The following is a 23,356-nucleotide window of genomic DNA, read 5'->3' as shown; positions in this document are numbered from 1 at the left end:
AATTCTTAAATATCATTTCGATGAAGATCTTAATGGTGTCGCCTATGGACGTTGTTGAACTTCTTTCTGAATTGGTAAAGTTTGACACAACGAACGATCCAGCAAGGAGGATAAAGCCTTCAAAGGACTGTCCAAAGTTTATACTGGAGACACTCTCTTCATGGGGCATTGAAGCAGAACTGATAGAAAAGGATGGTTATTATGCGGTTTATGGTGAAATTGGAGAAGGAAAGCCGAGGCTTCTCTTTATGGCTCACTTCGATGTAGTTCCTGTAAACAGAGAGGAGTGGGAAACCGAACCATTTGAACTGACAATCAAGGGCAATAAAGCGTACGGAAGAGGGAGTGCCGATGATAAGGGAAATGTGGCTTCAATAATGTTCGCATTGAAAGAGCTCTCAAAAATGAAGCTTGGGGGAAAGGTTCTGTTTGCATTTACCGGCGATGAAGAAATCGGTGGAAATATGGCAATGCATATTGCAGAGAAGCTGAAGAGTGAAAATAATCTCCCTGAATACATGGTAAATGCCGACGGAATTGGCATGAAGCCCATAATCAGAAGAAGAAAAGGCTTTGGCGTTACGATAGCGGTTCCGTCCGAAAAAATTAAGATGAATGGAGCTTTAAGGGAAAGAACTTTTAAAATAAACACCCCAATCGTTAAAACGAGGCACGCAGCTTATTTTCTCCCCGGAGTTGATACCCATCCGATGACAGCACTCTCGCACTTTTTAAGGAATTCAAATGCCTTAGCTGTCTCCCTTGAGGGAAAATTCATTAAGGGGAATGTTGTGCCTAGTGAGGTAACACTCAAGTACCTAGAACCGGGGAATGGGGATGAAATTGAGGTTGATATGGGCTTAACGAGGCTTTTAAAGGCTATAGTTCCTCTAGTAAGGGCCCCCATAAAGTCCGAAAAGTACAGCGACTATGGAGTTTCGATAACGCCGAACCTCTATTCGTTCAAAGAAGGCAAACATATTCTGAGACTTGATGTAAGGGCGATGAGCTATTCCCATGAGGATATCGAGAGCACCATAAAAGAGGTTGTCGCTTTTAACATACCAGATGCGGAAGTTATAGTCAGGGGTAATGAAAAAGCTGGTTACCTATTTACCCATCCAGAGGATGAGATAGTAAGAGCAATGCTCGAAACACTCGAAAAATTTGGAGAGAAGGCTGAGCCTATGGAAGGACCCGGAGCGGCTGATTCCAGGTTCTTTACGCCTTATGGAGTTAAGGCAATAGACTTTGGACCCAGAGGAGGTAACATTCATGGTCCAAATGAATATGTTGAGCTGGATTCCCTTAAGCTTCTCCCCGAGGTGTATAAAGGGGTTGCACTTAGGTTGATTGGGTGATAGTTTTCGGCTCTTTTTCTGTTTTTTCTGGTGGGAAAAGCTTAAATATTCCTTGTTTATTAACGTCAGTAAGGGAAATCATGAAGAAGTTTCCAGCATACTTGGCTTCTTGGGACGACATAGAGAAGTGGGCTAAGGAAGGAGCTATTAAAGTTCTTGAGGACGGATGGATGCCGGATGTTGTCGTGGGTCTTGCGAGAGGTGGCTGGGTTGCGGCAAGGCTTTACTGCGACTATTTGGGAGTCAAAGATCTCGTGAGCGTTAAAGTGGAGCATTGGGGAGTTACGGCAACTCCAGATGGAAAAGCCAGACTTAAGTACGGCACGCAATATAATTTTGAGGGCAAGAAAGTCCTAATAGTTGATGACATAGCGGACACGGGAGAAAGCTTAACCCTGGCAAAGAACTACGTCGAGAGCAAAAGCCCAGCTGAAATAAGAGTTGCGACTCTTTTGACGATAAAAACCTCAAAGTTTAGGCCGGATTACTTTGGGGAGGAGATCGATTGGGCATGGATAGTCTTTCCGTGGAATTTCGTTGAGGACATGATAAATCTTGTAAACAACCTGTTTGAGGAGAATGAGGCCCTTACTTCGGATGAAATAATCGAGCTGTTTAAAGAGCTCCATGGTATGGAGGTTCCGAAGAAAAAGCTTGAAGAGGCTTTAAAATTTGCCCAGATGAGGGGCGTGTTTATAGTAACCTTTATTAGGGTTTTTGCTGAATTCTTTCGGGTGGTTGTCGTGATCCCCAGATGGGATCACAGACTCAAAGACCCTGAAAGCGTGGCATTCGCAATTCTTGACGTTTTAGCAGACTTCGAATCAGAAGGAAAGCTGAAGAACCTGCCAAAATCCAAAAAATTTCCAGTAAAAACAATACTGGCAATACTCCTCTTTAAACAATACTACAACCTACCTCTCAGAGACGCCCAGCACTACGGCAGAAAATTCTTCGGAGCAAACATTCACTACTCAACCCTCCACAACTGGGAGAAAAAGCTGAACCTCGAAGAACTGACAAACCACCTCCTGAAAAAACTCCAGAAATTACCCTACGCCAGCACTCAAGCAGACTCAACCATTATTACAAATAAAAAAAGGGCAGGATAGAAGTTCAGGCAATAACGAGAATCCTGCCGGGTTTACTGTATCCGGTTGCTGTGAAGATCACAACTTCTGAGAACGAGCTGATTGAACTCCTGCCGGGGGGTTCTGGGAATTTTTATGCTGATGGGGCTTATGATTCAAAGAAAGTTCTGAACACTGTGGTGGAAAAGGGTTATCGGCCGATTGTTAAGAAAACTAAGAACGCTCCAGGTGGTTTTGGTAGTAAGAAGAGAGACAGAGTGTTTTCTGAAGAAGAGTACAGGCATAGGAATCCTCATGAGGGGTTCTGGGGTGCGTTTACAACGTGGTTTGGCAGTAGGATCCCCTGTTTTCTGAAAAAGACTACTGTAACCCGAATCCTGCTTGGGGTAATGTGTTATGGTCTGAAAATCCTCCTCAGAGTCAAATACTGTTTAAATAACAGGGGGTGAAACTAAACACGCCCCCCAGATGAGAAAAATATTTAAATGGGATGGGCAATCTTGGCGCAAAGCTTAAGGTTGTGATATCTTGGATAAGGAGGATGTGATAAAATCAATAAGGGAGCACAGCAACTACTCTAGAGAAATCTACAACATGCACGAAGACGTTATAAACGATGCTCTAGAACACTATGATGAGCTGAAAGAAGAATATTTGAACGACCATTCGCGTGCTAGAATCGTCAGGATAGTGATAAATGAGGATAATAATTTGCCGCTGGCTATAGAGTTCCATCGCAAGGATGACTCCTTTAAAGGCTTCAGCATAGCAATAGGCAAGCCCTACATAAAAAATGAGAAGAGCAACGGGCATCAGGAGTAAAATCCATCTTCAATGACTCTGCCGTCGTATATTTGGTAGCTTACTAGATAGTATGTTGGATTTTTGTATTTTCTTGTTCCATATCTATCTGCTCCAGCAATCCATATTATGTAATTGTCTTCTTGATATGGATTTCGTATTGCCATTACTACGGATGTAGAAGGTGAGCTGTAAGTTTTGTTTGCGAATTCAATCTCTTTTATGTATTGATCCGTTATTAGGAATGTTCTGACGTCTTCGAATTTGGCATTCTTCTCCAAAATCCATGTTCCGTTTGAGAACACAAATCTTAAAGGAAAGCCCTCATCCAGTTGATCGACGACTTTGTTACTCAAAGGACCTCCGATGAGGATTATATCCTTCTTTAAATCCTCATCAGTTACTTCCACATCGCTCTTTATTTCAACTTTTACCTCTCCCATCCACTGAGAGTAGAACCTCTGGAGATAATCCTTAACGATTTCAGCTGTCTCTCTATCGTAATCCACACCATCTTTGTCGGGATTCTGTGTGCCGTAGACTATGATTACCTCCCCTTCCTTCACTCCATCGTCTAGTGCTCTCAATGGAGTCACCGGTACTTTTTCATCATAAAGGGCTTTTGCTTTGCTTTCGGGTACTCTATGAGCTAGCTCTGTTAACATATTAAAGATATACTCCTCCAGGGGCTTGTTATTTTCAGCGGCAATCTTCGAGTATTTTTTGTACAGCTCTACAACCTCCTCGATCCAGAATTCTCCCCATGCTTTCTGCATCTGCAGGGAAAGTTCGGCATAATCCTTGTTTACTCCGCTTAGGGCAAAGTATGCCCAAGCATCTGCAAAACTTTCGTATATCATGGTTGTATCGCCCCAAAAGTGTATATCGTAGGTTGCCAAGTAAGGCATATCTTCCTCTATGGTGTCTTCAAGGTATTTGAGGGGCTTTACTTTGTACCCGTAATACTCATCAAGCTTGGCTGTAGTTAGGTCGTGTCCAAGTTCGTGGTATATAAACTCTAAAATCCACAATTTGTCAAACTCTGAATTATTTACATAAACGCTGTTCAGTGGAAGCCCGAATATGGTATCCTTTGCCCTAAGAAATCCCCAGTATGTTTTGGGAGGGTTTCTTCTGACCAATGGAAGCATTCCTCCAGAGCCGTAGATCACTGTCCCATTTACTTTTTCCCTAAAGCTGTGTCCGTGAATGCAAACCAAATAGGGAAAATGAAACTCGAAGCGAACTTTGGTCAAGTTCATATATGGTTTCATGAATTCATCTGGGGGAAGTAGGGTTATGGCAGAAGCGTAAACTTTCATATCTTCATTGTAGTGATTTTCATGCCTCCTAAAGAATTCCATGAAGTTTGTGTCTTGGGAAAACTCCTTCAGGGCATTCACTATTTTGTCAAGCTCTTGATCCTGCCATCCCGTGTAGATCTTCTTCATCTTCGGTGGCTCTGAGAACTGCAGAAGATACGCGTCAATGAGGAATAACCTATAATCCCTCTCTGGAATGGTTTTTGCATCCTTGAAATATTCCTTAAGTACCTCTACCGCCCTGTGGTTTTTGTATTTCCAGAACCAGTGTTCTACATCATTAATGTACTGCTCTCTGTTAATTACGAACTCATCGTGACCAAATGCGAGGTAGTAGACAATAGATAAGAGCTCTTCATTTGGGTTTATCTCTATTAGAACACTATTTCGCTGGAACTGGTATGCACTAACGTTTGGAGCTAGCAGAAAAATGAGCAGGAGTGCCAAGAGCCTGCGTTTCATAGGCATCATACTACTTTTTTATTCGGCATATTTAAATTCTCTGCAAAACTTTGCAAAACTTTAAAATATCATGCTCCAATTCTGTTAGGGTGACCTAAAATGAAAAGGATAACAGTGGTACTGTTTATACTTATTCTTCTCTCTCCCATGACTATTGCTCAGGAGAGGCCTTTAGTAGTTACGAGCATAGCCCCAATAGCGGAGATACTTAAGGAGGCCTTTGGAGACACCGTTCAGGTGGAATACCTCGTTCCTCTTGGCGTTGATCCTCATCAATACCAGCTTACACCGGAACAGATTGAAGAGATTCAAAGGGCAGATGCTGTAGTTACAATTGGTCACTTGCCTGCGGAAGAGAAAATAGAGGAGCTCGAGCAGGAAGGGCTCTTAAAAGGGAGGGTTCTTGGGATAAGGGATTATCAAAGATATGGCTTTCGCTATCTCCCTGAGAGGTGGTACAACAATAAGTACAACCCACACGGCATCTGGCTTGATCCTTATAATGCCCTTGCCATAGCAAAAGCTGTAAAGGATGCCTTAGTCGAGATTTATCCTGCTTACGCTTCCCTAGATTCCCGGTTTTCAGAGTTTGAGGCAAAGGTTGAGGGGATTGCCTTGGCATATCAAAAGTTGGACTTGAAAGGGAAAAGGGCATTGATAGAGCTCCCCTCTCAACAGTACGCTTTGGAGTGGATGGGAGTTGTGGCAGTTGACTCTATAAAACCTGAAGAAGAAGTTCCAGCCAAGAGTGTAGATGAGCTCTTAGATGTTGCGAAAACCGTTGATATAATAGTATATTCCGAAGAGTCTCCAGAGCAGTTGAAAAGTGCTGCCCTTGAGCTTTCAAAAAGAACGGGGGTTCCAGCGGTCAAAGTTTTGGTTATGTGGAGTGGGAGAAGCTATACGGAAGTTTTAACTCAAAATTCAGCCAATGTAGCCTTGGCATTTAGAAGTTGCGCTCCAAAGCAGATATCCCGGCAAACAAACCTCAACACAACATATATCTTTCTCGCCCTTATAGTCGGAATTACCCTCGGAACGGCTCTTGGTGTAATAATAAAAAAGTAATAAAGAAATCACTCTCTCTTGTATGGTTTTCCATCGGCTTTTGGAGGTCTTACTTTTCCTATTATTCCCGCTACAATGATCAGTGTCACTAGGTATGGAAGCGTAGCAACAAACTGCCATGGGATGATTCTTTGAACCTCTGGATTCGTTCTCACCCACACTGAGAGGTTATCGAAGAATCCGAAGATGAATCCTCCAAGGAGAGCTCTTAGCGGGTTCCATCCGCTGAAGACCATATTTGCTAAGGCGATAAATCCTCTACCTGCTGAAAGCTGCTTTGTGACCGTTCCAAGCCAGTCGACACTCATGAATGCTCCACCAAGGCCTGCAAGTGTTGCTCCATAGACTGTGGCTAGAAACCTGTAACGCTCAACGTTTATACCTAGCGCATCCGCTGCTTCTGGATTTTCACCCACTGCTCTTATTCTAAGTCCTAACGGAGTTCTGAAGAGGACCCAGTGGGTTAAGATTGCTATGACGATTGTTACAAGAACCATTGGACTTAGACTTCCGTAGGGAGTGTTTATTATCGGTGTAACCCTGAAGTTCGTTGGAACTTGATGCTGACCTGCGGTTCCCCAGTATGCTGGAATTCCAAAGGCTACAACACCCAGTGCAAGAAGATTAACTCCTATACCCGGAATTACGTGGTCTCCCTTTAGATATACGGTAATAAATCCGTGAAGCATCCCGAGAAGCATCCCTATAAAAGCCCCACCGAGAAGACCGATCCATGGACTCCCGGTGATTTCTGCGAATATTGCTCCGAAGAAGGCACTCATGAGGAGTATTCCTTCATAGCCTATGTTAACCACACCGGCTCTCTCACTCACCACAGCTCCCACACTCGTAAGCACCAGTGGAACCATTGCCGTTAGCGCTCCTATAAGTGTTGAAATAACGGCCTCAATCATCTTCTCACCACCCTCTTTAGAAGGTCCAAAAGTCCTGGAATTGCAACGGCAACAACTATAACACCCTGAACCATTCTTACCATCTCTAATGGCACTCCCGCTTCAATCTGCATAGCTGTTGCTCCGGCTTTAAGCATTCCAAAGAAGATACCACTGAATATTATTCCAAGAGGATGATTTCTTCCAACCAGTGAAACACCTATCCCATCGAATCCGTAGCCATATATGTTCGCCATTCCTTGGCTTATTGCATAGCTTGGAGGTCTTCCCATAACTTCCGTTGCTCCAGCAAGGCCGCTCATGATGCCTCCCAGGAGGAACGACCATATAACTGCTTTTTTTGGATTTATTCCACCATAGCGAGCTGCTCTCTCGTTGTACCCGCTCACTCTAAGCTCGTACCCTAACTCGGTGTGCCAGAGAATGTAGTATGTAATGAGCGCTGCTATTACTGAAATTGCAAAGGCCCATGAAAGCTCACTTCCCTTCATTATTATTGGAAACCTTGCACTAACTGGGACTGCTATTGTCTTATTTGGATCCTCTGGGTTGGGTATTTTCTGCAGGACTATGTAGAGGGCTATGAAGTAGGCCATCCAGTTAAGCATGATTGTGGATACAACCTCGTTTACCCCTCTTAGAACCTTTAGGAAGGCTGGAATTGCCATCCACACTATTCCAGCTATTATCCCACCAAGGAGGCCCATTAGAATGTTTCCCCATAGATTTGTTAGCAGGATTGCCGCTATCGCTCCAAAATATACTGTGCCTTCTCCACCAATGTTAAAGAGTCCTGTTCTCGCTCCTACTCCAAAGGTCAAAGCGGTTAATATTATAGGGGTTGCGGCGCTTAGTGTCATAGCCCACCCGTACTTTGAACCTATGGCTCCGTCAAAAAGTGCCACATAGGCCTTAACTGGGCTGTAGCCTGAGAATGCTAATATAATCCCGCCTACCACGATTCCAATCACTATTGCTATCAGGCTCTCTACAAGCGGCTTTGCGAATCCTTTGATATCAACTCTCATGCTTGATACCTCCCATCATTAGTCCTATTTGCTCTTCGGTAACTTCCTCAGGCTTAACTATGCCCACAAATCTGCCTTCATAGATTATCGCCATTCTATCACTGAGCTGCAATACTTCATCGAGATCGGCAGAAACCAAAAGAACTGCCTTGTTTTCGTTTCTAAGCCTTATCAAGTAGTTCCTTATATACTCAGTTGAAGCAACATCTACGCCTCTCGTTGGTTGAGATGCAATTATAAATTCAGGTTCTTTGCTGACTTCTCTTGCAACTATGAGCTTTTGCTGGTTCCCTCCGCTCAGGCTCTTCACGGGAGCATCTATACTTGGGACTACAACTTCAAAATTCTTTACAAGCTTTGCCGCGTGTTCCTTAACTTTATCCCATCTTATAAGTCCCAGCGGCCCTCTAAAGGTCTCTCTCCAGTGGAGACCAAGAATTGAATTTTCAGCTACACTCATTTCTGTGACGAGCCCCATATGGATTCTGTCCTCTGGAATATGTGCCACTCCGAGGTCATAAAGCTCTCTTGGTGGTCTACCGGTTATATCTTTGCCGTTAAGAATTACCTTGCCTTTTTCTATTCTCCTTAACCCGCTAATTGCTTCTATAAGCTCGGTTTGTCCGTTGCCCTCTACACCTGCTATTCCGAAAATTTCTCCAGCTTTCACCTCAAATGTCAGTCCTTTTACTGCATCTTCTCCTCTGTCTCCCTTTACCCATAGGTCTTTTACTTCAAGCACGGGTTTTCCAGCTTCTTTCGGTGGCTTCTCTATCCTGAGGACAACTTCTCTCCCAACCATCATTTTGGCGAGTTCTTTTGGTGATGTCTCACTTGTGTTGACGGTTCCTATTACTTCTCCCTTTCTCAGAACGGTTACCCTGTCGGTTATTTCCATGACCTCCCTTAGCTTATGGCTTATGAATATTATCGTTGTACCCTGTGATTTTAGCTTTCTAAGAACATCAAAGAGCTCCTTGACCTCTATTGGTGTTAACACTGCAGTTGGTTCATCCAAAATGAGGACATCAACATCTCTATATAGGGTTTTTAATATCTCAATTCTCTGCTGAACACCCACCGGAAGGTTTTCAACAGGTACATCAAGGGGGACTTGAAAGTTTAGCTCATCCATAAGCTTTTGTAACTTCTCTTTCGCTTTCTCAACATCTATCTTTGAGAAAAGGCCATGGCCTTCCATTCCGAGTATAATATTATGAAGTCCATCAAAAACATCAACGAGAGTAAAATGCTGGTGAACCATACCAATTCCATTTGAAAGGGCATCAGCAGGGCTTTTAAATCTCACTTCTTTACCATTAACAAAAATTTTACCCTCTGTTGGATGGAGCATTCCAGAGAGTATTTTCATTAAAGTTGTTTTTCCCGCTCCATTCTCACCCAATAAGCCGTGAATCTCGCCTTTTTTTACAGAAAAATCAACACCTTTTAGGGCCTTTGTTCCGTCTGGATATATCTTGACGATTCCTTTCATCTCAATAATTGGAACTTCTTCCATAAATGCACCCCCAAGAAGCTGTAAAAGTTAAAATAAAAAGGAGAAATCAACTGCTTTCCCACTGCTTTGCTAACTCCTCCATTTCTTGCCACGTTTGGGCATTTCTTAGGGCTTCTATCTGGTCTTTTGTAGTTGCCATTGGAACTTTTATCTCTCCGCTCTTGATCTTCTCTTCAAGCTCTTTCACAGCTTGCCATATCCAATCTGGAACCTGCTTTCTTGTCTCCTCGAGCTTGGCAAATAGCTCATCTTCGCTAGTAAAGCCGAGTTCCTTAAGCTTCTGCTTCTTGGTTTCCTCTGGAAGCGAGTTGAACATCTCCTTTACATCGTCGATAGTGCTTACTCCAACACCGCCCTCTTTTAGTCCGAGCTCCATTATTCCTCCTTGCCAGTTGCCCTTGACGGCCATTTCTACAGCCTTGTAAACACCGACGTCAACTCTCTTCATCATTGAAGCGATTATAACTCCCGGCTTAATCCAATCTTGTGCTGAATCTACACCAACGGCAAATGGTGGACCCATGTCTTTTCCTTGGCTTTGGAGGTATTCGTAAACTGCGTCAAATACACCCAATCCTACCGCACCTGCTATCTGGTAAATCACCCATGCTCCCTGCCCGAGCTGTGCTTGAGCTGCAGTTTTGCCCTTTGCAGGGTCTGTGAATGAACCAGTGTAAGTGTATAGGATGTCAATGTTGACGTCTTTTCCAGTCTTTTGCTTGTAGTAGTCTTCTGCCCAAGCCACACCAAACCTATATCCACCTTCAAACTTGTAGAGAACGGGAATTTCAATACCAAGAACGGCACCTACTTTGTCTTTACCGTCGTTTGCAGCTATTAACCCGGCTAAAGCTCCGATTAGAGCTGAGCCTTCATTCTCTTTAAAGAGAATGCTTACAACATTTGGCTTATCTGGGACAAATCCATCAACTATGGCGAACTTTTGGTTGGGGAACTCGTCTGCTACCTGCTTTATTGCATCGGTCATCATAAATCCAACTGCGATAATGATGTCATACTCTCCCTTTTGGGCTAAGCTTCTGAGGTTTGGCAAATAATCGGATTCACTGTTGCTCTGTACTTCCTTAAGCTCAAGGTTGAAGTCCTTTGCGGCCCTTGAAGCTCCTAGGTATGCCATATCGTTGAAGCTAAGATCACCTCTTCCACCGACATCATAAACCACTGCAATTTTCCCCGCGTATTGGGGAGTGCTTGTTTGTGTTTCTGTCTTTCCTCCTCCGCCAATACAGCCACTTACAGCAACGCTAAATAGTAAAATTCCTACTAAAAGCACTGCTAATCCTCTATTCTTCATTAGATCGACCTCCATGGGGAGTTATCGTATGAGAGTGAGAACAATAGGAATATATACTTTATGGTCATTTTTGGGCAACTGCCTCAGGTTTTTAAGGGGTTCAATTCTATTAACTGGGGGAAAGATATGCTTAAGGAGATAACAAACCTTGAAAGAGGTGTAGTTTTACTTACAGGGAATGCTAAGAAGCTCGCAAAGATATTTCTCAATGTGTGGCTTTCTAAAGGTAAAGTTTTCCTTGTGGAATACCTTCCCTTCGAGGTGGATTATCCGGAGAAGGTCTTTATAGGAGACATTGAAGAAGGATTCGAGTTTGACGGCTATGTGCTCTATTCAGTTTTATCCAGACTAAAACCAGAGAGAGCTAAGTATTATTCGTTCATAGCAGAACATAGGGATAAGCTTATCCTTATATACGAGCCCAAATACTTTAAAGACTCTGTTTTTAGATATGCGCTTAAGGACTTTATAGACTATCTGGTCGCTTATAAGCGTGAAACCATGGGAATGGAGAAGGTTGACGTGTACAAGCTTGAAGAGGGTAGAGTCACTAAAAAGAAAACCTACGTGAGGAGATTTTGAGGGGGATAGAATAAAAAATCTTTTAACTTAACCTCGTATTTCTTAGTGTTTAGCGCTCATTAGGTGATCCACATGGGGAAGTACTTTGGGACAAGCGGTATAAGGGAAGTCGTTAATGAAAAATTAACCCCAGATCTTGCTCTGAAAGTCGGGAAGGCATTGGGGACTTTCCTCGGCGAGGGGAGAGTAATCGTCGGGATGGACACCAGGACAAGCGGTGAGATGCTTAAAAATGCACTGATAAGCGGACTTCTAAGTACTGGGATAGATGTTATTGACATAGGTCTCTCTCCAACTCCATTAACGGGCTTTGCAATAAAGCTATACGAAGCTGATGCGGGAGTAACCATCACAGCTTCTCACAATCCTCCCCAGTACAACGGCATAAAAGTGTGGCAGCCGAATGGAATGGCATATACAAGTGAGATGGAAAGTGAGCTGGAGAGAATTCTTGAAGAAGAAAAGTTCCAGCAGGCATCTTGGGATAGAGTAGGAAAGCTAACAAAAGCTGATCCAAAAAAGGAATACATAAAAAAAGCTCTTGAGATGATAGAGCTTTCAAAAAGCTATAAAGTTGTTCTTGACTGTGGAAACGGCGCTGGTTCAATTTTATCTCCCTATCTTCAGAGGGAGCTCGGAAATAAGGTTGTCTCACTCAACTCCCATCCATCGGGATTTTTTGTAAGAGAGCTTGAGCCAAATGCTAAAAGCCTTTCAACCCTTTCAAAGGTTGTAAAGTCACTTAGGGCTGACGTGGGCATAGCACACGATGGAGATGCAGATAGGATTGGTGTTGTTGATGATCAAGGCAACTTTGTTGAATATGAAGTGATGCTTTCTCTCATAAGTGGATATATGCTGAAAAAGTTTGGGAAAGGGAAGGTTATTACCACAGTGGATGCAGGCTTTGCCTTAGATGATTACGTTAGGCCTCTAGGGGGTGAAGTTGTTAGGGTAAAAGTCGGTGATGTTGCGGTTGCAGAGGGGATAGTAAGAGAAAGAGCAGTCTTCGGAGGCGAGCCTTCTGGAACTTGGATAATCCCACAGTGGAATCTCACTCCCGATGGAATATTCGCTGGAGCCTTGGTTCTTGAGATGATCGATAAACTCGGTCCCCTGAGTGAACTAGCTAAAGAAGTGCCTAGATATGTAACTTTGAGGACTAAGATCCCCTGCCCTAATGAGAAGAAAGCAAAGGCTATGGAGCTTATAGCTAGGGAAGCTCTGGAGAGCTTTGACTATAAGAGGCTGATTGACATCGATGGAATAAGGATTGAAAACGATGAGTGGTGGATACTTTTCAGGCCTAGTGGTACCGAACCAATAATGCGCATAACTCTTGAAGCTCACACAGAGGAGAAAGCGAAGGAGCTGATGGAAAAAGCGAAGGAGCTTGTAGAAAGGGCTATAAGGGAGGCCTAGAGTTGGAAATTCCTATTTATATATTTTATGCTCTCTTATCGGCCATATTTGCAGCTTTGGTTGCAATATTTGGGAAAATTGGCCTTGAGGGGATAGATTCAACTCTAGCCACTACGATTAGAGCATTTATCATGTTTATGTTCCTGCTTCTGGTTTCAGTCTTTCAAGGAAAGTTGAAAGGAGGAATAACTTCAAAGCAATTTGCCTTCATAGTTTTGTCGGGTGTTGCGGGGGCGTTCTCTTGGCTTTTCTACTTCTTGGCACTAAAAACGGGAAGTGTCAAAGCTGTTGTGGCTATAGACAGGACTAGCGTGGTCTTTGCAATAGCATTTGCATGGATCTTGCTAGGAGAGGAAGTAACTTTGAGGGCCTTTATTGGAGCTTTGTTAATAGTTGCTGGTGCCATTTTGGTCTCACTGAAGTGAAGCTAACTTTTTTGCGAACTTTCTCGCATCTTCAATGTCCTTTTCGTCGGGATGATTTTTATTTATCCCTCCTATCTTAGCAAGCCAACCATTTGTGTCCCATCCTCTGCAGGAAAATTCTCCCACTATTTTAAATCCTTTCTTCTTTAAAGCCTTTCTGAGCTTCCTATGGTTGATAAAAGGAATGTTTATCCCTGCTGTTGAAAAGATAAAGGCCTTTCTCCCTTCCATCCATGGAAGATTATTTATAAGTTTAAAGAGTGCTCTATGGTGCTTCCAGTAGTAAATGCCTGAGCCAAAGCCTATGAGGTCGTATTTCAAGAGCTCTTCAGGTGTTATCTCCCATGGCTTAACGAGCTCTGCACTAAGAACTTCTGCTATTGCTCTAGCTATCTTCTCCGTGTTTTTATGGTGAATAGAGACGTAAACTATGATAGCATTCATCACGAACCCTCTATAACTTTTTTCAACCTTTCAATGCTTTCCTCAATGCGGTCTTTATCAAATTCAATGTAAACAAAGTCTGGGAATCTCTTTTTCAGAATCTCAAATAACACGCCTTCTCCGGGGATTAGTTTAAACTCCTGCTCTTTCATTAGCTCTTTCGACCGCTTTATCCTTTCCTCTTTGGGCAGATAAAAGAACTCTTGGATAACTTTGTAGGGGAACCTCTCTGGATTGCTTGAGGTTGTGTTAAATACTCCACACGTTGGTGAGCCTTTAACTCCAAGAAAGATGACCTTTTCTGGCTTTTCTTCTGTTAAAACTCTTCCAATGAAGTCCGCAATATCTTCCGCTTTTTCTTTCATTCCAAGCTTTTCAAAAATCTCTTTGCTCATGGGAGGCCTTGGCCAGCCTATGAGCTCATATTCGGGACAGGGGTATGTTAGCATCTTTATCCTGTTTTTATATTCTGAAAGAAAGCCTAAGAGCTTTTCACTTGTCTTGTACTCTTTTTCTTTTGCTCCCCGATAGACGTAAAAAGGGCTGAGAAGACAGGGTGCGAGAACTATCATAATCATAAACACCACCAATAAAAGGAAGCTCTAAAAACCTTTAAACTTTTTTAGACATCAAGGAGCCTATAATCTCTTCGACTTTTGCCTTTAACTCTTCCAGAGTTCCTTCGTTTACAATTAAAAAGTCAGCTAAGTCTTTAAGCTTGCTCGTATGATAAAGCTTCTCCTCAGCTTCATCGGCCTTTAAAAAATCTTCAAAGCTTTTTATCACCCTGTCTTTACCTGCGTTCCTCTTCTTTAAACGCTCGTATCTTATCTCTGCTCTGGCTTCAACATAGATTATAAACCCACCTCGCTTTTTTATTGCTTCAATCTCTCCCTTAGAGCGGACTCCATCAATAACCACATTTTCGCAGTTTCTTTTTTTGTCCAATGCAAGCCTTATCAAAATATCTTCTCCATAGGTCTCCTTTAGGTATCTACCGTATTCAATGAGTTTATCTCTTGTTGGCTCGCTCTTTTCTGGAATTTCTGGGAGCCATGAGTACTCGCTTAGGTTGTGGGTTAGGAGGTCGATTAACGGATCACTACATGAAACCCTGCAAAAACCTTTCTCCTCGAAAAACTTTGCAATTGTTGTTTTCCCGGCTGCGATTTTACCAACAACCCCTATTATCATCTGATCACCACATTACTTTTTCCATGCCCACCATATTAAGTTTGCCCCATCTGTGGATTCCATTAGTCCTTCAGCTACCATATCCACTACAAAGTCTATCATGGCATCTTTGTCGATCCTAACAGGCTTTTCAAAGCCGAAAAAGTATTTAGCTTCAAAGAACCCAATATGGAGAAATCTGAGGGGATTTAAAAATGCCGCATCGGTAGTAAATTTTAAATCGAATGGGAAATCTGCTATGACGAGCTTAATTTCCTTCTTTCTGGCGATATCTTTCAGTTTTTCCTCGTCTGGATAAAAGAGCTCTCTAAGGGAACCTTCTATCGGTTCGTGCTCTATTTTTGGGAAGGTGTACTTGATGCCAATCCTCTCAGTTTTTAACCCCAATTTTTCGGCAAAGCCTATCATGGCTTTTGCATTAAAGCTGAGAAAAACAAGGGCTCTCTCATTGACTTTTAGCTCAGGCCACTTTCGAGGAGGAAAGTTAAATTCCGCTTGGATTATTGGTATCAAAAATTCCAAAAAAGTCCCCTTGATTTTTCTTAGGCTTTCTTTGAGCTTTTTCTGCTTTATAAGCAAATCTAGTTTTGAGTATACTGTAACCTGCTTCACACCGAGTTCTTCTTTAAGCTTTCCGATTACAAAGCTGTTTCCAATTATTGCACTTTTATCACTTCTGTCTCTGGCTATTATGAACAGCTTATCACCCTCTCTATCGTACCTAATTTCATCTATTACAAAAGGCACTATGGGAAAACCGTTTTCTTTTCTTATCCTGTTAATCCTCTCGCTTATCTCCTCTATTGTGAACATCAGCTCACCTTGTATGCCTTGATGCACTCGTAGATTTCCTGGGCAATTTTTAAAGCTTCCTCTTTGTTGTCGGTTTCTTTCACTATAATTTTCCCGCTGGGGAATATGCTTATGTCATAGGTTTTTCTCACAAGTGCCAGAAACCTAGTTACTCGCTTTATCTGATATCCTTTCTCAGCTAAACATTCGCAGACCTCTTCTAGGTCAAGATCAAACTTTTCTCGCGGAGTTATGTTTATTGCCTTCATGCTTGTACATGGCTTCGCAACCAGCATAAAACCACCAAATGGAATTTATGAACTGTACTTCATAAATTTATTGAAAGAAAAGAAAGTTCAAATTATCATCGCCTCCAAAGGGCAAATCCCAGAATTGAGATCACCAAGAGTGCTCCCAATGAGAGCACCATTTTTGCTGAGATGCCTCCTTCTTTTGCGAGTGCTACAGTGTCTGTTTCTACGTCTTGGAGAGTAAAACTTACCTCAATTTTCCCTGCTGGGAGTGTAATCCTATTACCTTCAACTTCAATGGGAACATCACTCATATCTACCAAACTCGCTCCTTCTGGCAATATAACGCTTACTGGATTGTCTGAATTTAATGAAAGGGTCCACACAAGACCCTCTTGTTTAATCAAATCTGGAGTGGTGTAAGTAATCTTCACTATCTGAGCTTCTTGGGCGTTCACAGTAATCTCGTTTCCGTTTATGTAATATTCGAGGGGGTTATCGTTTTCGTCGGTAACAAAGATGTCTTCGTAATGATCCCCAATCAAAGATAATGTAACCTGCGTTGCATAATCATCAACGGGCACTTCAATTTCTACAGTTGCATATCCGTCTCCATAGGGGGTTATGTTTACGTTCTCTGCACTTACAAGGGGAATAAAAAGCAATAAGGCAAGCAAAGCCTTTTTCATACTTTACCACCTCCATAAAAAATTAGAAATCAGAGATGCCTTAGGATAAACTCATCCACTCTATGGAGCATGTCCAGGGCAATTGCAAAGTGCATCTTTGCTTCTGCTGGCTTTTTGTGTTTTAGGAGCTCGATTCCAAGTCTTACCTCTTGTATCGAAGTTTTAAGCTGCAGTTCTGCCTTTCTTGTATCTACTCCTTTTCTCTTGAGCTCTCTCAAGGCCTTTGCATCCTTCTGAATTCTGCCGTTAATCTCTCTGAGAAATGTTCTCATGTCTCTCATCTTTTCTTGGGCTTCTCTCTCGTGGAACTTTCTCTGGATAAATGCCATTGCCTTGTGAAATTCTTTTATGGTCTCCGTGTTCTCTCTCATGACCTGAAGAGCTTCGTCGTATTTTCCTTCATCTGCTAGAGCTTTAACTTCATCATAGACTTCTTTAAACGCTTCAAGTCTTTCTTGAAGTTCACTTGTATCGTAGCCTTTTTCTTCTGCCATCTCAATTACTTTCTCTGCTACCTCTATCCCTCTTGCACCTTTCTCCAAGAACTCATTTACTATCTTGTCAGCGTTTGCCTCTACAAGTTCCTTTCTTATTCTCTTTAGTTCCTCATCTAGCGCTGCTTTTTTCTCCCTCGCAACTTCGAGGTCTTCTTTAGCTTTCTCGAAATCTCTGGCTTTTATGTCCTCTAACACAGTCTTGTAAGCCTCCTTAGTTTCTTGTAAAAGCATTGTTGCGTTTTCTACATCAATCCCCTGTTTTTGAGCGATCTCTATAGTTCTCTCAGCCATTCTAAAGTAGCCTTCCATTCTCTTTATTTCCTCTGGCAACCTTTCTTTGAGCTCCTCTTTTCCTCTTTCAAAGCTCTTCAGAACTTCTCTGTAGTGATGCATTGCCGTTAAGCCATTGATTATGGTGTTGTAATAGTCGCCGCTTTCATAAGCAGCGAGGGCATCTTCTTTGTACTGTTCGGCCAGTTGGTAGTGTCTCATAACGCTTGAATTGTCTGGTAAGTTTGTATTGTTAATTAGTCTTGTTGTTATTTCGCTTACTCTTTCAAGGGCTGCAACAATATGCTCGGCTATTCTTTCCTCTTGAGTAATGTTCTGGATCTCTGGTGGCAAAGGTTCTGTTTCATTTTCTATGGTGGCATTCTCGTCTGCTAGGCTCAAGCCCGCTGGTATTATGCTTCCCACCAACAGGGCTATTAACACCCAAACTTTCAACCATTTCATGTCCATCACCATTCTTAACTAGGCTCTTTACCTATTTTAGGAACCCGGTGAAAAGAACGTTCCGGAACGTTTCATTTTTTGTATATGCTTCCATAAACAGCTTTCTATACATACAACCCATTAAAAATTATGAAAATCTGCATGTGAACGATGAGAAACGATATTTTGGACTAAATAAGGCTTAGATCTTTTTTAGAATGAGCTTCATAAAGGCCCCAGCATTCTTTAAACGGTGGGTCTTGAACTTTGCTGTCTTGGATATGTCAACGAGGTTATGCCATTCTTCCTCTGTTAACCCGTGAAGTTTGAAAACAAGTAACAAAGGAAATAATGGTAGATTTATCATCTTTGACAAGAGTTTTACATCTTTGGGCTTGGCATTGCGAACTATGTCATATACCCATAATTCTCCTCCTCTTTTTAAGACTCTAAACGCCTCATTGAAAAAGTCAAGTGGCTTGTTAAAATGGTGAATCGTTCCAACGGTAATGACGAGTTCAAAACTTTCATCCTCGAATTTTAGATCATAGGCACTCATCAGCTTAAATTCAATACTCACTCCCTCTTTTTGGGCGTTTTTATGGGCTATCTTGATCATCTCTCTGGAGATGTCCACACCAATGACCTCGAGATCAGGGTTGAGTTTTGCTATTTCTATCGGGAGGTAACCTGGCCAGTTCCAACATCAAGGATTCTCCCTTCTTTTAGCTTGGACGAGACTTCTAAAGCAATCATTTTATCTAGTGCCCTTTTTCTTTTAGCTAAAAAGCTGTATATGTGTGCACTTGAAGCGGAAGTTCTTCTATCCCCAAGCAAACTCCTCCAAAAGTTTAAAAAAGAAAAAATTACTTTAAACTTTTCACAAGCTCCTCCATAACCCCAAGGAACGTTTCAACTTCTTCAATACTGTTGTACACATGGAAAGAAGCCCTAACAGTTCCATTTATGCCAAGCTTTTTCATTACCGGCAATGCACAGTGATGACCGCTCCTTACCATAATGTTGTGCTCATCCAGAACGGCGGCAACGTCATGGGGGTGAAGCGGAGGGACGTTAAAACTCACAACCCCAGCATGCTTTTTGAGGTCTCTTGGCCCGTACCATGGAACTTCAAGCTCCGTTAAGCCTTCAGTTGTTCTTTTCACAAGCTTGTGCTCTTGCTTTTCAATTTTGTCTATGCCTATTTTTTCAATGTACCTTATTCCAGCAGCAAGACCTATTGCCCCTCCAATATTTGGCGTACCGGCTTCATAGCGCTCTGGTGGTTCGGTGAGCTTGTAATCATAAAGATTAACGTCTTCAATTGTTCCCCCACCTATTAACGGGGGCTCGAACACATCAAAGAATTCCTCCCTTATGTAAAGCACTCCTATTCCAGTTGGGCCCATTGGCCCTTTGTGTCCCGAAAATGCCAAGAAGTCTGCGTGAAGTTTGTTAACATCAACCTCCATGTGACCAACGCTTTGGGCTGCGTCAACAACAAATATTGCCCCTTCATCTTTTGCCATCTTCCCGAGTTCTTCCACCTCGTGAATAACTCCAAGAGCATTGGAAACATGCTGGATAGCCACGAGCTTTGCTCCCTTGATTTTCTTCTCCGCATCCGCTAAATCCAAGTTTCCTTCGTTGTCTCCTTCGATTATCTCCAGTTTCAGTCCAAGTTTTTTGGCTAATCTCTGCCAAGGGAGCAAGTCGGAGTGATGTTCGTAGGGAGTTGTCACTATCTTGTCTCCTTTCTTAAAAATCCCCTCCAAACCAAGAGCCGTTAAATTCAAGCTTTCACTCGTGTTCTTTGTGAACACAATCTCCTCAAATTTAGCTCCAATGAACTTTGCTGTGATTTCCCTTGCCTTCTCATATTCATGGGTCGCCTTTTGAGAGAGCCTGTGAACTCCACGGTGGACGTTTGCCCTATATTTCAAATAATACTCGTCCATGGCCTCAACAACTGGTTTGGGGGTTAGAGAAGTTGCGGTGTTGTCAAAATATATGACCTCCTGCGTTAAAGGGATATCTTTCCGAACATCTTCGGGTATTCTCATGCCAACCACCGTAGAATTTATTTTCATGGAACATATAAATGCTTTGCTTCTCATTTTTGTCCTCCCAAATATTCCGATTATGGAACAAAATTTTATAAAGATTGGAACAAAAGCACGGGTGGTGGTTTAAATGAAGGCTAGGGAGATAGGATTAATCGGACTGCTGCTGAGCTTATCTTTGGTATTGCAGATTTCCCCGCTTAAGGTTCCGACTCAATGGGGAATGACAATTGATCTTGTAGCCGTCCCGATAGTGGTTATCTACATTTTGTTGGGCTTTTGGAGCAGTGTAACAGCTTTAGTGTTATTGTTTTTGGGTTTGAGTTTAGTATCGTCTGCCTCTTGGTTGGGAGCCAGTATGAAGTTCTTTGCAACCTTGAGTGTGGTAATAGGCCTTGAAATTGCTAAAAGGATCACAAGGTTTGACTTCAAGAACTACAAGAAGGAGAGAGACCTTGTAATATTTGTGCTTGTGGCGTATCTGATAGGAATTGCGATAAGGATCCCCGCAATGGTTGCAATGAACTACTACTATGCCCTACCGCTGTGGCTGGGCATTCCAAGAGAACAAGTAATTCCAACTATTGAAGAGTGGTTCCATATTCCATTCTGGCTAGTGATAGGCATTCCAAATGCCATTCAAAGTGCTGTGGATGTTGTGATCGGTGTTCTCGTCGCTCTGCCGGTTATTAGGTCGCTACCGCACATCCTTGAGTGATCTCTTCCATTTTTCTGCATATTCTTTAAAGATCTCATTTTCCGTTTTTTCATAGAGCCATTCCAAGAGCTGGATATGGAGTTCGTGGTATTTTCTCATTGCTTTTCCATGAATGTTCGAGTATAAACTCCATCCTTCCTTATCAAAGTACGGAAGAGCCTTTGCAACAGAGACTGTCCCGTTGTCGAATAGCTCCTTTGCATAAGGGTCTTTTGTGACTTCCCAGTAGTAGTAGAGGCCTTGCAAAGCTATTATGTGGCCATTTAAAACCAGTTCATTTGAATTGTATCCATACTCTAGAATCCAAGGTCCATATGGAGAATTCACTACAAATCCTCCTTCTTTGTAGGGAATTTTAAAGGAGTTTAGTAGTAGTTTTGCTGTTTTTAGGTATGTTTTGTTTTTTGTTGTTTGGTAGGCTTTTGCATATAATCCTGCTCCCAAGCCTTGGGCATAACCAGAAACCCAGGGAACGGAAGAATTCTCAAAATGAAAATAATTCAAAAACAAAGCATACTCAATTTTGTCCTTTTTTCTGAGAACCATAACCCCTTCCAGCTCATCCAAGATTTTTAGGGCTTCTTCCGTGTTCCCATTCTTAAAGTACAGATCAGCCCAGTGAAGGCCACTTACCGGATACAGAACAAGCCCCCTGAAATTGTAATGCACAAAGGGGAGGGAGGTGTTAAGTCCCCCTTCAGCAAAGAAAACATTTCCATAAGGGCTTTTGTTTCCAAAGGTTATTGGGTAAAAGCTTCTTAGTGGAGATATGTATCTGGAATAATACTCATTGTTGGCCTTTAGGGTCAAGTGCAGCATCTTAACCTCCCCTATGCTCAGGTTTCCTTCCCTTTTCAAGACCTTTGCAAAGGTTCTTGTTGAGTAACCTGCTTCTACACTTGAAAACAAGAAAAGGACATTTGTGGTGCTTAAGAACTTGAAGAAGTTATCTAAAACAACCTTTTGGTTCTCGTTTAAGATATTCTCCAATGAACTGGCTTTTTCTATTATGATCCTCTTTGAAAATTCAAAGCTTCCAAGATATGAACCCGTTAAAAGGAGGAAGAGCAGTAGCAGAGAGTAGAATTTCTTTACCGGACTCATCCGAGATCCTCCGGTTTCAATCCTCTGTAAATTAGGTAATTGTTCCATTTTCTGGCATAATTCAGAAAGTACTCCTCGCCGGTAACATCGTATAGCCATTTTAAGAGCCTTATGTGGAGTCTGTGGTAGAACTCGCTCGCGTCCCCGTGAATGTTTGAGTATCTACTCCACGAGTTGGTGTCAAAGATTGGGAGTGCCCTCTTTGTGCTCTCTACTCCAGCTTTGAAGAGTTTCCATGCTTTTTCATCTTTCGTGATTTCCCAGTAGTAGTAGAGGCCTTGCAGAGCTATTATGTGACCGTTTAAGACCAGCTCATTTGAATTGTAGTTGTATTCCAGATACCATGGCCCGTATTTTGTATCTGCAACAAATCCGTTCATTTCTAAAGGCAGGTCAAATGAATTTAATAGCAGTTTTGCTGTTTTTAGGTATGTTTTGTTTTTTGTTGTTTGGTAGGCTTTTGCATATAATCCTGCTCCCAAGCCTTGGGCATAACCAGAAACCCAGGGAACGGAAGAATTCTCAAAATGAAAATAATTCAAAAACAAAGCGTAATCTTCGCCGTTGTAATTTCCGTAATAGAGGAGCCCCTGAAGCTCGTCCAGGAGTCTTAGAGCTTTTTCATTATCTCCCCTTTGGAAGTACAGGTCAACCCAGTGAAGGGCACTCACTGCATAGAGATTTATCCCCCTTCCCCGGTAGTATATGAAGGGCAAGGAGGTGTTTAGTTCTCCCTTTATCCTTATAGGGGAGTAGTAGGGAGTGCTGTCCGAGAATATCACAGTAAAAAAGTCCTTTTGTGGTGAAGTAAAGCGAGAGTAGTACTCGTTATTGGCTTTCAGAGTTAAGTTAAAGACCTTTAGGTCAACGGGTGTGAGGGCTTTCCATTTTGCAAGCTCCCCAAAAGCCCGTATTACATAGGAGGAATCCCTATAGGATATGAGATAGGTGATGTTACCTGTTTCGGAATACTTTTGCAGGAAAAAGCTGCTCAATTTTTTGTTTCTCTCGATTTCTCTCAGAATATCTTCTGGAATTTTTCCATAGAGGCCTCTTATTTCTTCGAGCAGGGCTTCTTCTGGAGATAGAAAAACATCTTTTGGAATGCTCTCACCGATAACTCCCGATTTATCCCTATCTGCTCTTATCCTAATGCTCTCATCTTGATAGTAGAGCTCCAAGGTAACAAGTACTTCTTCTCCATAGGGCAGCTTAAGTGTAATCAGGTTTTTAGCATGCCCTTTTTTTCCATACCAGTCTTTTACTCTTGCTTCCGCAATGAATGCAACGTTGACTTCTCCGTTCTCTCCTCTTGCATATCCAACAAAAACGGGCTTATTGAATTCACTTATCGTTTTATCTCCCACTTTTATTTCTACTTCTGAAAAGTCAAAAACTGCGCTTTTTTCTTCTATCTGCACGTATACTTTGACATTAGAGTTTATGGGGGATGAGTAGAGCCCATCTTCAACGGTAATGCATCCGAGAGAAAAAATTATCAGGAAAATGGGTATTATTTTAATTAGTTTCATATTTCCTCACAGTGGTTAAAAAGAGGGTTAGAGATATAAGCTTTTCTG

Annotated in this window: 24 protein-coding genes and 1 pseudogene; 9 read left to right on the top strand and 16 right to left on the bottom strand. The window is 42.3% G+C overall.

What is annotated here, in order from left to right; translation table 11 throughout:
• Positions 1-44: 44 nt before the first annotated feature.
• The 4 genes and pseudogenes from ACZ5NL_RS04905 to ACZ5NL_RS04890 all read left to right on the top strand — a co-directional run bounded on the left by ACZ5NL_RS04905 (position 45) and on the right by ACZ5NL_RS04890 (position 3,274).
• Entirely contained in the window at positions 45-1,361 is a 1,317-nt protein-coding gene (locus ACZ5NL_RS04905; RefSeq protein WP_464843320.1) for a M20/M25/M40 family metallo-hydrolase, read from the top strand.
• Positions 1,362-1,441: 80 nt separating this feature from the next.
• A pseudogene (locus ACZ5NL_RS04900) lies at positions 1,442-2,056 on the top strand (phosphoribosyltransferase); the annotation flags it as partial.
• Between the two features lie 467 nt (positions 2,057-2,523).
• Positions 2,524-2,901: a hypothetical protein gene (locus tag ACZ5NL_RS04895; RefSeq protein ID WP_042696758.1), complete on the top strand. Its 378-nt coding sequence runs from the start codon at positions 2,524-2,526 to the stop codon at positions 2,899-2,901.
• Positions 2,902-2,980: 79 nt separating this feature from the next.
• Positions 2,981-3,274, top strand: coding sequence for a hypothetical protein (locus ACZ5NL_RS04890; protein WP_464843224.1), 294 nt, complete (start codon positions 2,981-2,983; stop codon positions 3,272-3,274).
• Here ACZ5NL_RS04890 and ACZ5NL_RS04885 read toward each other — a convergent pair.
• The gene (locus ACZ5NL_RS04885; RefSeq protein WP_464843223.1) at positions 3,265-5,043 is read right to left on the bottom strand and encodes a DUF4932 domain-containing protein; all 1,779 of its coding nucleotides are present in this window, start codon (positions 5,041-5,043) and stop codon (positions 3,265-3,267) included. The two genes, ACZ5NL_RS04890 and ACZ5NL_RS04885, sit on opposite strands and share 10 nt — an antisense overlap.
• A 93-nt stretch (positions 5,044-5,136) precedes the next feature.
• Between ACZ5NL_RS04885 and ACZ5NL_RS04880 the strand changes: the two genes are divergently transcribed.
• Positions 5,137-6,105, top strand: coding sequence for a metal ABC transporter solute-binding protein, Zn/Mn family (locus ACZ5NL_RS04880; RefSeq protein ID WP_464843222.1), 969 nt, complete (start codon positions 5,137-5,139; stop codon positions 6,103-6,105).
• A gap of 8 nt (positions 6,106-6,113) precedes the next feature.
• On the opposite strand, the gene ACZ5NL_RS04875 is transcribed toward ACZ5NL_RS04880, so the two are convergent.
• From ACZ5NL_RS04875 to ACZ5NL_RS04860, 4 genes are read right to left on the bottom strand one after another with little or no spacing between them, the layout of a single operon-like run.
• A complete protein-coding gene (locus tag ACZ5NL_RS04875; protein WP_464843221.1) occupies positions 6,114-7,019 on the bottom strand; it encodes an ABC transporter permease in 906 nt (301 codons plus the stop codon).
• Positions 7,016-8,047, bottom strand: a complete 1,032-nt coding sequence (locus ACZ5NL_RS04870) for an ABC transporter permease (RefSeq protein ID WP_464843220.1) — start codon at positions 8,045-8,047, stop codon at positions 7,016-7,018. The genes ACZ5NL_RS04875 and ACZ5NL_RS04870 overlap by 4 nt, the downstream gene beginning before the upstream one ends.
• Positions 8,037-9,566: an ABC transporter ATP-binding protein gene (locus ACZ5NL_RS04865; protein ID WP_464843219.1), complete on the bottom strand. Its 1,530-nt coding sequence runs from the start codon at positions 9,564-9,566 to the stop codon at positions 8,037-8,039. Before ACZ5NL_RS04865 ends, ACZ5NL_RS04870 begins: the two co-directional genes overlap by 11 nt.
• A gap of 46 nt (positions 9,567-9,612) precedes the next feature.
• Entirely contained in the window at positions 9,613-10,881 is a 1,269-nt protein-coding gene (locus tag ACZ5NL_RS04860; protein WP_464843218.1) for a BMP family lipoprotein, read from the bottom strand.
• 126 nt (positions 10,882-11,007) lie between these two features.
• Here ACZ5NL_RS04860 and ACZ5NL_RS04855 point away from each other — a divergent pair, with 126 nt between their 5' ends.
• The 3 genes from ACZ5NL_RS04855 to ACZ5NL_RS04845 all read left to right on the top strand — a co-directional run bounded on the left by ACZ5NL_RS04855 (position 11,008) and on the right by ACZ5NL_RS04845 (position 13,310).
• Entirely contained in the window at positions 11,008-11,463 is a 456-nt protein-coding gene (locus ACZ5NL_RS04855; RefSeq protein ID WP_464843217.1) for a hypothetical protein, read from the top strand.
• A gap of 72 nt (positions 11,464-11,535) precedes the next feature.
• Positions 11,536-12,885, top strand: coding sequence for a phosphoglucosamine mutase (gene glmM, locus ACZ5NL_RS04850; RefSeq protein WP_464843215.1), 1,350 nt, complete (start codon positions 11,536-11,538; stop codon positions 12,883-12,885).
• Between the two features lie 2 nt (positions 12,886-12,887).
• A complete protein-coding gene (locus ACZ5NL_RS04845; protein ID WP_464843214.1) occupies positions 12,888-13,310 on the top strand; it encodes an EamA family transporter in 423 nt (140 codons plus the stop codon).
• Here the strand turns inward: ACZ5NL_RS04845 and ACZ5NL_RS04840 are convergent.
• The 9 genes from ACZ5NL_RS04840 to ACZ5NL_RS04800 form a co-directional block, all read right to left on the bottom strand.
• Positions 13,299-13,754: a flavodoxin family protein gene (locus ACZ5NL_RS04840; RefSeq protein ID WP_464843213.1), complete on the bottom strand. Its 456-nt coding sequence runs from the start codon at positions 13,752-13,754 to the stop codon at positions 13,299-13,301. The two genes, ACZ5NL_RS04845 and ACZ5NL_RS04840, sit on opposite strands and share 12 nt — an antisense overlap.
• Complete coding sequence (locus tag ACZ5NL_RS04835) at positions 13,754-14,332, bottom strand: hypothetical protein (protein ID WP_464843319.1); 579 nt, start codon at positions 14,330-14,332, stop codon at positions 13,754-13,756. The genes ACZ5NL_RS04840 and ACZ5NL_RS04835 overlap by 1 nt, the downstream gene beginning before the upstream one ends.
• 34 nt (positions 14,333-14,366) lie before the next feature.
• Positions 14,367-14,948: an AAA family ATPase gene (locus ACZ5NL_RS04830; RefSeq protein ID WP_464843212.1), complete on the bottom strand. Its 582-nt coding sequence runs from the start codon at positions 14,946-14,948 to the stop codon at positions 14,367-14,369.
• A gap of 12 nt (positions 14,949-14,960) precedes the next feature.
• Positions 14,961-15,761 carry a hypothetical protein gene (locus ACZ5NL_RS04825; RefSeq protein WP_464843211.1) on the bottom strand — a complete coding sequence of 267 codons (801 nt, stop codon included), beginning with the start codon at positions 15,759-15,761 and terminating at the stop codon, positions 14,961-14,963.
• Positions 15,761-16,036, bottom strand: coding sequence for a hypothetical protein (locus ACZ5NL_RS04820; protein WP_464843210.1), 276 nt, complete (start codon positions 16,034-16,036; stop codon positions 15,761-15,763). The genes ACZ5NL_RS04825 and ACZ5NL_RS04820 overlap by 1 nt, the downstream gene beginning before the upstream one ends.
• 68 nt (positions 16,037-16,104) lie before the next feature.
• Positions 16,105-16,680 carry a hypothetical protein gene (locus ACZ5NL_RS04815; RefSeq protein ID WP_464843209.1) on the bottom strand — a complete coding sequence of 192 codons (576 nt, stop codon included), beginning with the start codon at positions 16,678-16,680 and terminating at the stop codon, positions 16,105-16,107.
• 29 nt (positions 16,681-16,709) lie between these two features.
• Positions 16,710-17,912 carry a hypothetical protein gene (locus tag ACZ5NL_RS04810; RefSeq protein WP_464843208.1) on the bottom strand — a complete coding sequence of 401 codons (1,203 nt, stop codon included), beginning with the start codon at positions 17,910-17,912 and terminating at the stop codon, positions 16,710-16,712.
• Between the two features lie 181 nt (positions 17,913-18,093).
• Positions 18,094-18,528, bottom strand: coding sequence for a class I SAM-dependent methyltransferase (locus ACZ5NL_RS04805; protein ID WP_464843207.1), 435 nt, complete (start codon positions 18,526-18,528; stop codon positions 18,094-18,096).
• A 229-nt stretch (positions 18,529-18,757) separates the two neighbouring features.
• Positions 18,758-19,954 carry a cysteine desulfurase gene (locus tag ACZ5NL_RS04800; RefSeq protein WP_464843318.1) on the bottom strand — a complete coding sequence of 399 codons (1,197 nt, stop codon included), beginning with the start codon at positions 19,952-19,954 and terminating at the stop codon, positions 18,758-18,760.
• Between the two features lie 130 nt (positions 19,955-20,084).
• On the opposite strand from ACZ5NL_RS04800, the gene ACZ5NL_RS04795 reads away from it, so the two are divergent.
• On the top strand, positions 20,085-20,672 hold the full coding sequence (locus ACZ5NL_RS04795) for a hypothetical protein (RefSeq protein WP_464843206.1): 588 nt from the start codon (positions 20,085-20,087) through the stop codon (positions 20,670-20,672).
• Here ACZ5NL_RS04795 and ACZ5NL_RS04790 read toward each other — a convergent pair.
• Together ACZ5NL_RS04790 and ACZ5NL_RS04785 are read right to left on the bottom strand one after the other, a co-directional pair.
• Positions 20,652-21,776 carry a D-glucuronyl C5-epimerase family protein gene (locus tag ACZ5NL_RS04790; protein ID WP_464843205.1) on the bottom strand — a complete coding sequence of 375 codons (1,125 nt, stop codon included), beginning with the start codon at positions 21,774-21,776 and terminating at the stop codon, positions 20,652-20,654. The two genes, ACZ5NL_RS04795 and ACZ5NL_RS04790, sit on opposite strands and share 21 nt — an antisense overlap.
• Entirely contained in the window at positions 21,773-23,308 is a 1,536-nt protein-coding gene (locus ACZ5NL_RS04785; protein ID WP_464843204.1) for a D-glucuronyl C5-epimerase family protein, read from the bottom strand. The genes ACZ5NL_RS04790 and ACZ5NL_RS04785 overlap by 4 nt, the downstream gene beginning before the upstream one ends.
• Positions 23,309-23,356 lie beyond the last annotated feature (48 nt).

Source organism: Thermococcus aegaeus (assembly GCF_055393685.1).
The sequence above is the reverse complement of the archived record's forward strand: the minus strand, read 5'-3'. Positions and strand labels throughout refer to the sequence as shown.

What these genes read in the sequence shown, in the direction of transcription:
- ACZ5NL_RS04905 (WP_464843320.1), top strand. Translation starts at nt 45, where the DNA reads ATGGACGTTGTTGAACTTCTTTCTGAATTGGTAAAGTTTGACACAACG.
- ACZ5NL_RS04885 (WP_464843223.1), bottom strand. Translation starts at nt 5,043, where the DNA reads ATGCCTATGAAACGCAGGCTCTTGGCACTCCTGCTCATTTTTCTGCTA.
- ACZ5NL_RS04880 (WP_464843222.1), top strand. Translation starts at nt 5,137, where the DNA reads ATGAAAAGGATAACAGTGGTACTGTTTATACTTATTCTTCTCTCTCCC.
- ACZ5NL_RS04875 (WP_464843221.1), bottom strand. Translation starts at nt 7,019, where the DNA reads ATGATTGAGGCCGTTATTTCAACACTTATAGGAGCGCTAACGGCAATG.
- ACZ5NL_RS04870 (WP_464843220.1), bottom strand. Translation starts at nt 8,047, where the DNA reads ATGAGAGTTGATATCAAAGGATTCGCAAAGCCGCTTGTAGAGAGCCTG.
- ACZ5NL_RS04865 (WP_464843219.1), bottom strand. Translation starts at nt 9,566, where the DNA reads ATGGAAGAAGTTCCAATTATTGAGATGAAAGGAATCGTCAAGATATAT.
- ACZ5NL_RS04860 (WP_464843218.1), bottom strand. Translation starts at nt 10,881, where the DNA reads ATGAAGAATAGAGGATTAGCAGTGCTTTTAGTAGGAATTTTACTATTT.
- ACZ5NL_RS04855 (WP_464843217.1), top strand. Translation starts at nt 11,008, where the DNA reads ATGCTTAAGGAGATAACAAACCTTGAAAGAGGTGTAGTTTTACTTACA.
- glmM (WP_464843215.1), top strand. Translation starts at nt 11,536, where the DNA reads ATGGGGAAGTACTTTGGGACAAGCGGTATAAGGGAAGTCGTTAATGAA.
- ACZ5NL_RS04840 (WP_464843213.1), bottom strand. Translation starts at nt 13,754, where the DNA reads ATGAATGCTATCATAGTTTACGTCTCTATTCACCATAAAAACACGGAG.
- ACZ5NL_RS04835 (WP_464843319.1), bottom strand. Translation starts at nt 14,332, where the DNA reads ATGATTATGATAGTTCTCGCACCCTGTCTTCTCAGCCCTTTTTACGTC.
- ACZ5NL_RS04830 (WP_464843212.1), bottom strand. Translation starts at nt 14,948, where the DNA reads ATGATAATAGGGGTTGTTGGTAAAATCGCAGCCGGGAAAACAACAATT.
- ACZ5NL_RS04825 (WP_464843211.1), bottom strand. Translation starts at nt 15,761, where the DNA reads ATGTTCACAATAGAGGAGATAAGCGAGAGGATTAACAGGATAAGAAAA.
- ACZ5NL_RS04820 (WP_464843210.1), bottom strand. Translation starts at nt 16,036, where the DNA reads ATGCTGGTTGCGAAGCCATGTACAAGCATGAAGGCAATAAACATAACT.
- ACZ5NL_RS04815 (WP_464843209.1), bottom strand. Translation starts at nt 16,680, where the DNA reads ATGAAAAAGGCTTTGCTTGCCTTATTGCTTTTTATTCCCCTTGTAAGT.
- ACZ5NL_RS04810 (WP_464843208.1), bottom strand. Translation starts at nt 17,912, where the DNA reads ATGAAATGGTTGAAAGTTTGGGTGTTAATAGCCCTGTTGGTGGGAAGC.
- ACZ5NL_RS04800 (WP_464843318.1), bottom strand. Translation starts at nt 19,954, where the DNA reads ATGAGAATACCCGAAGATGTTCGGAAAGATATCCCTTTAACGCAGGAG.
- ACZ5NL_RS04795 (WP_464843206.1), top strand. Translation starts at nt 20,085, where the DNA reads ATGAAGGCTAGGGAGATAGGATTAATCGGACTGCTGCTGAGCTTATCT.
- ACZ5NL_RS04790 (WP_464843205.1), bottom strand. Translation starts at nt 21,776, where the DNA reads ATGAGTCCGGTAAAGAAATTCTACTCTCTGCTACTGCTCTTCCTCCTT.
- ACZ5NL_RS04785 (WP_464843204.1), bottom strand. Translation starts at nt 23,308, where the DNA reads ATGAAACTAATTAAAATAATACCCATTTTCCTGATAATTTTTTCTCTC.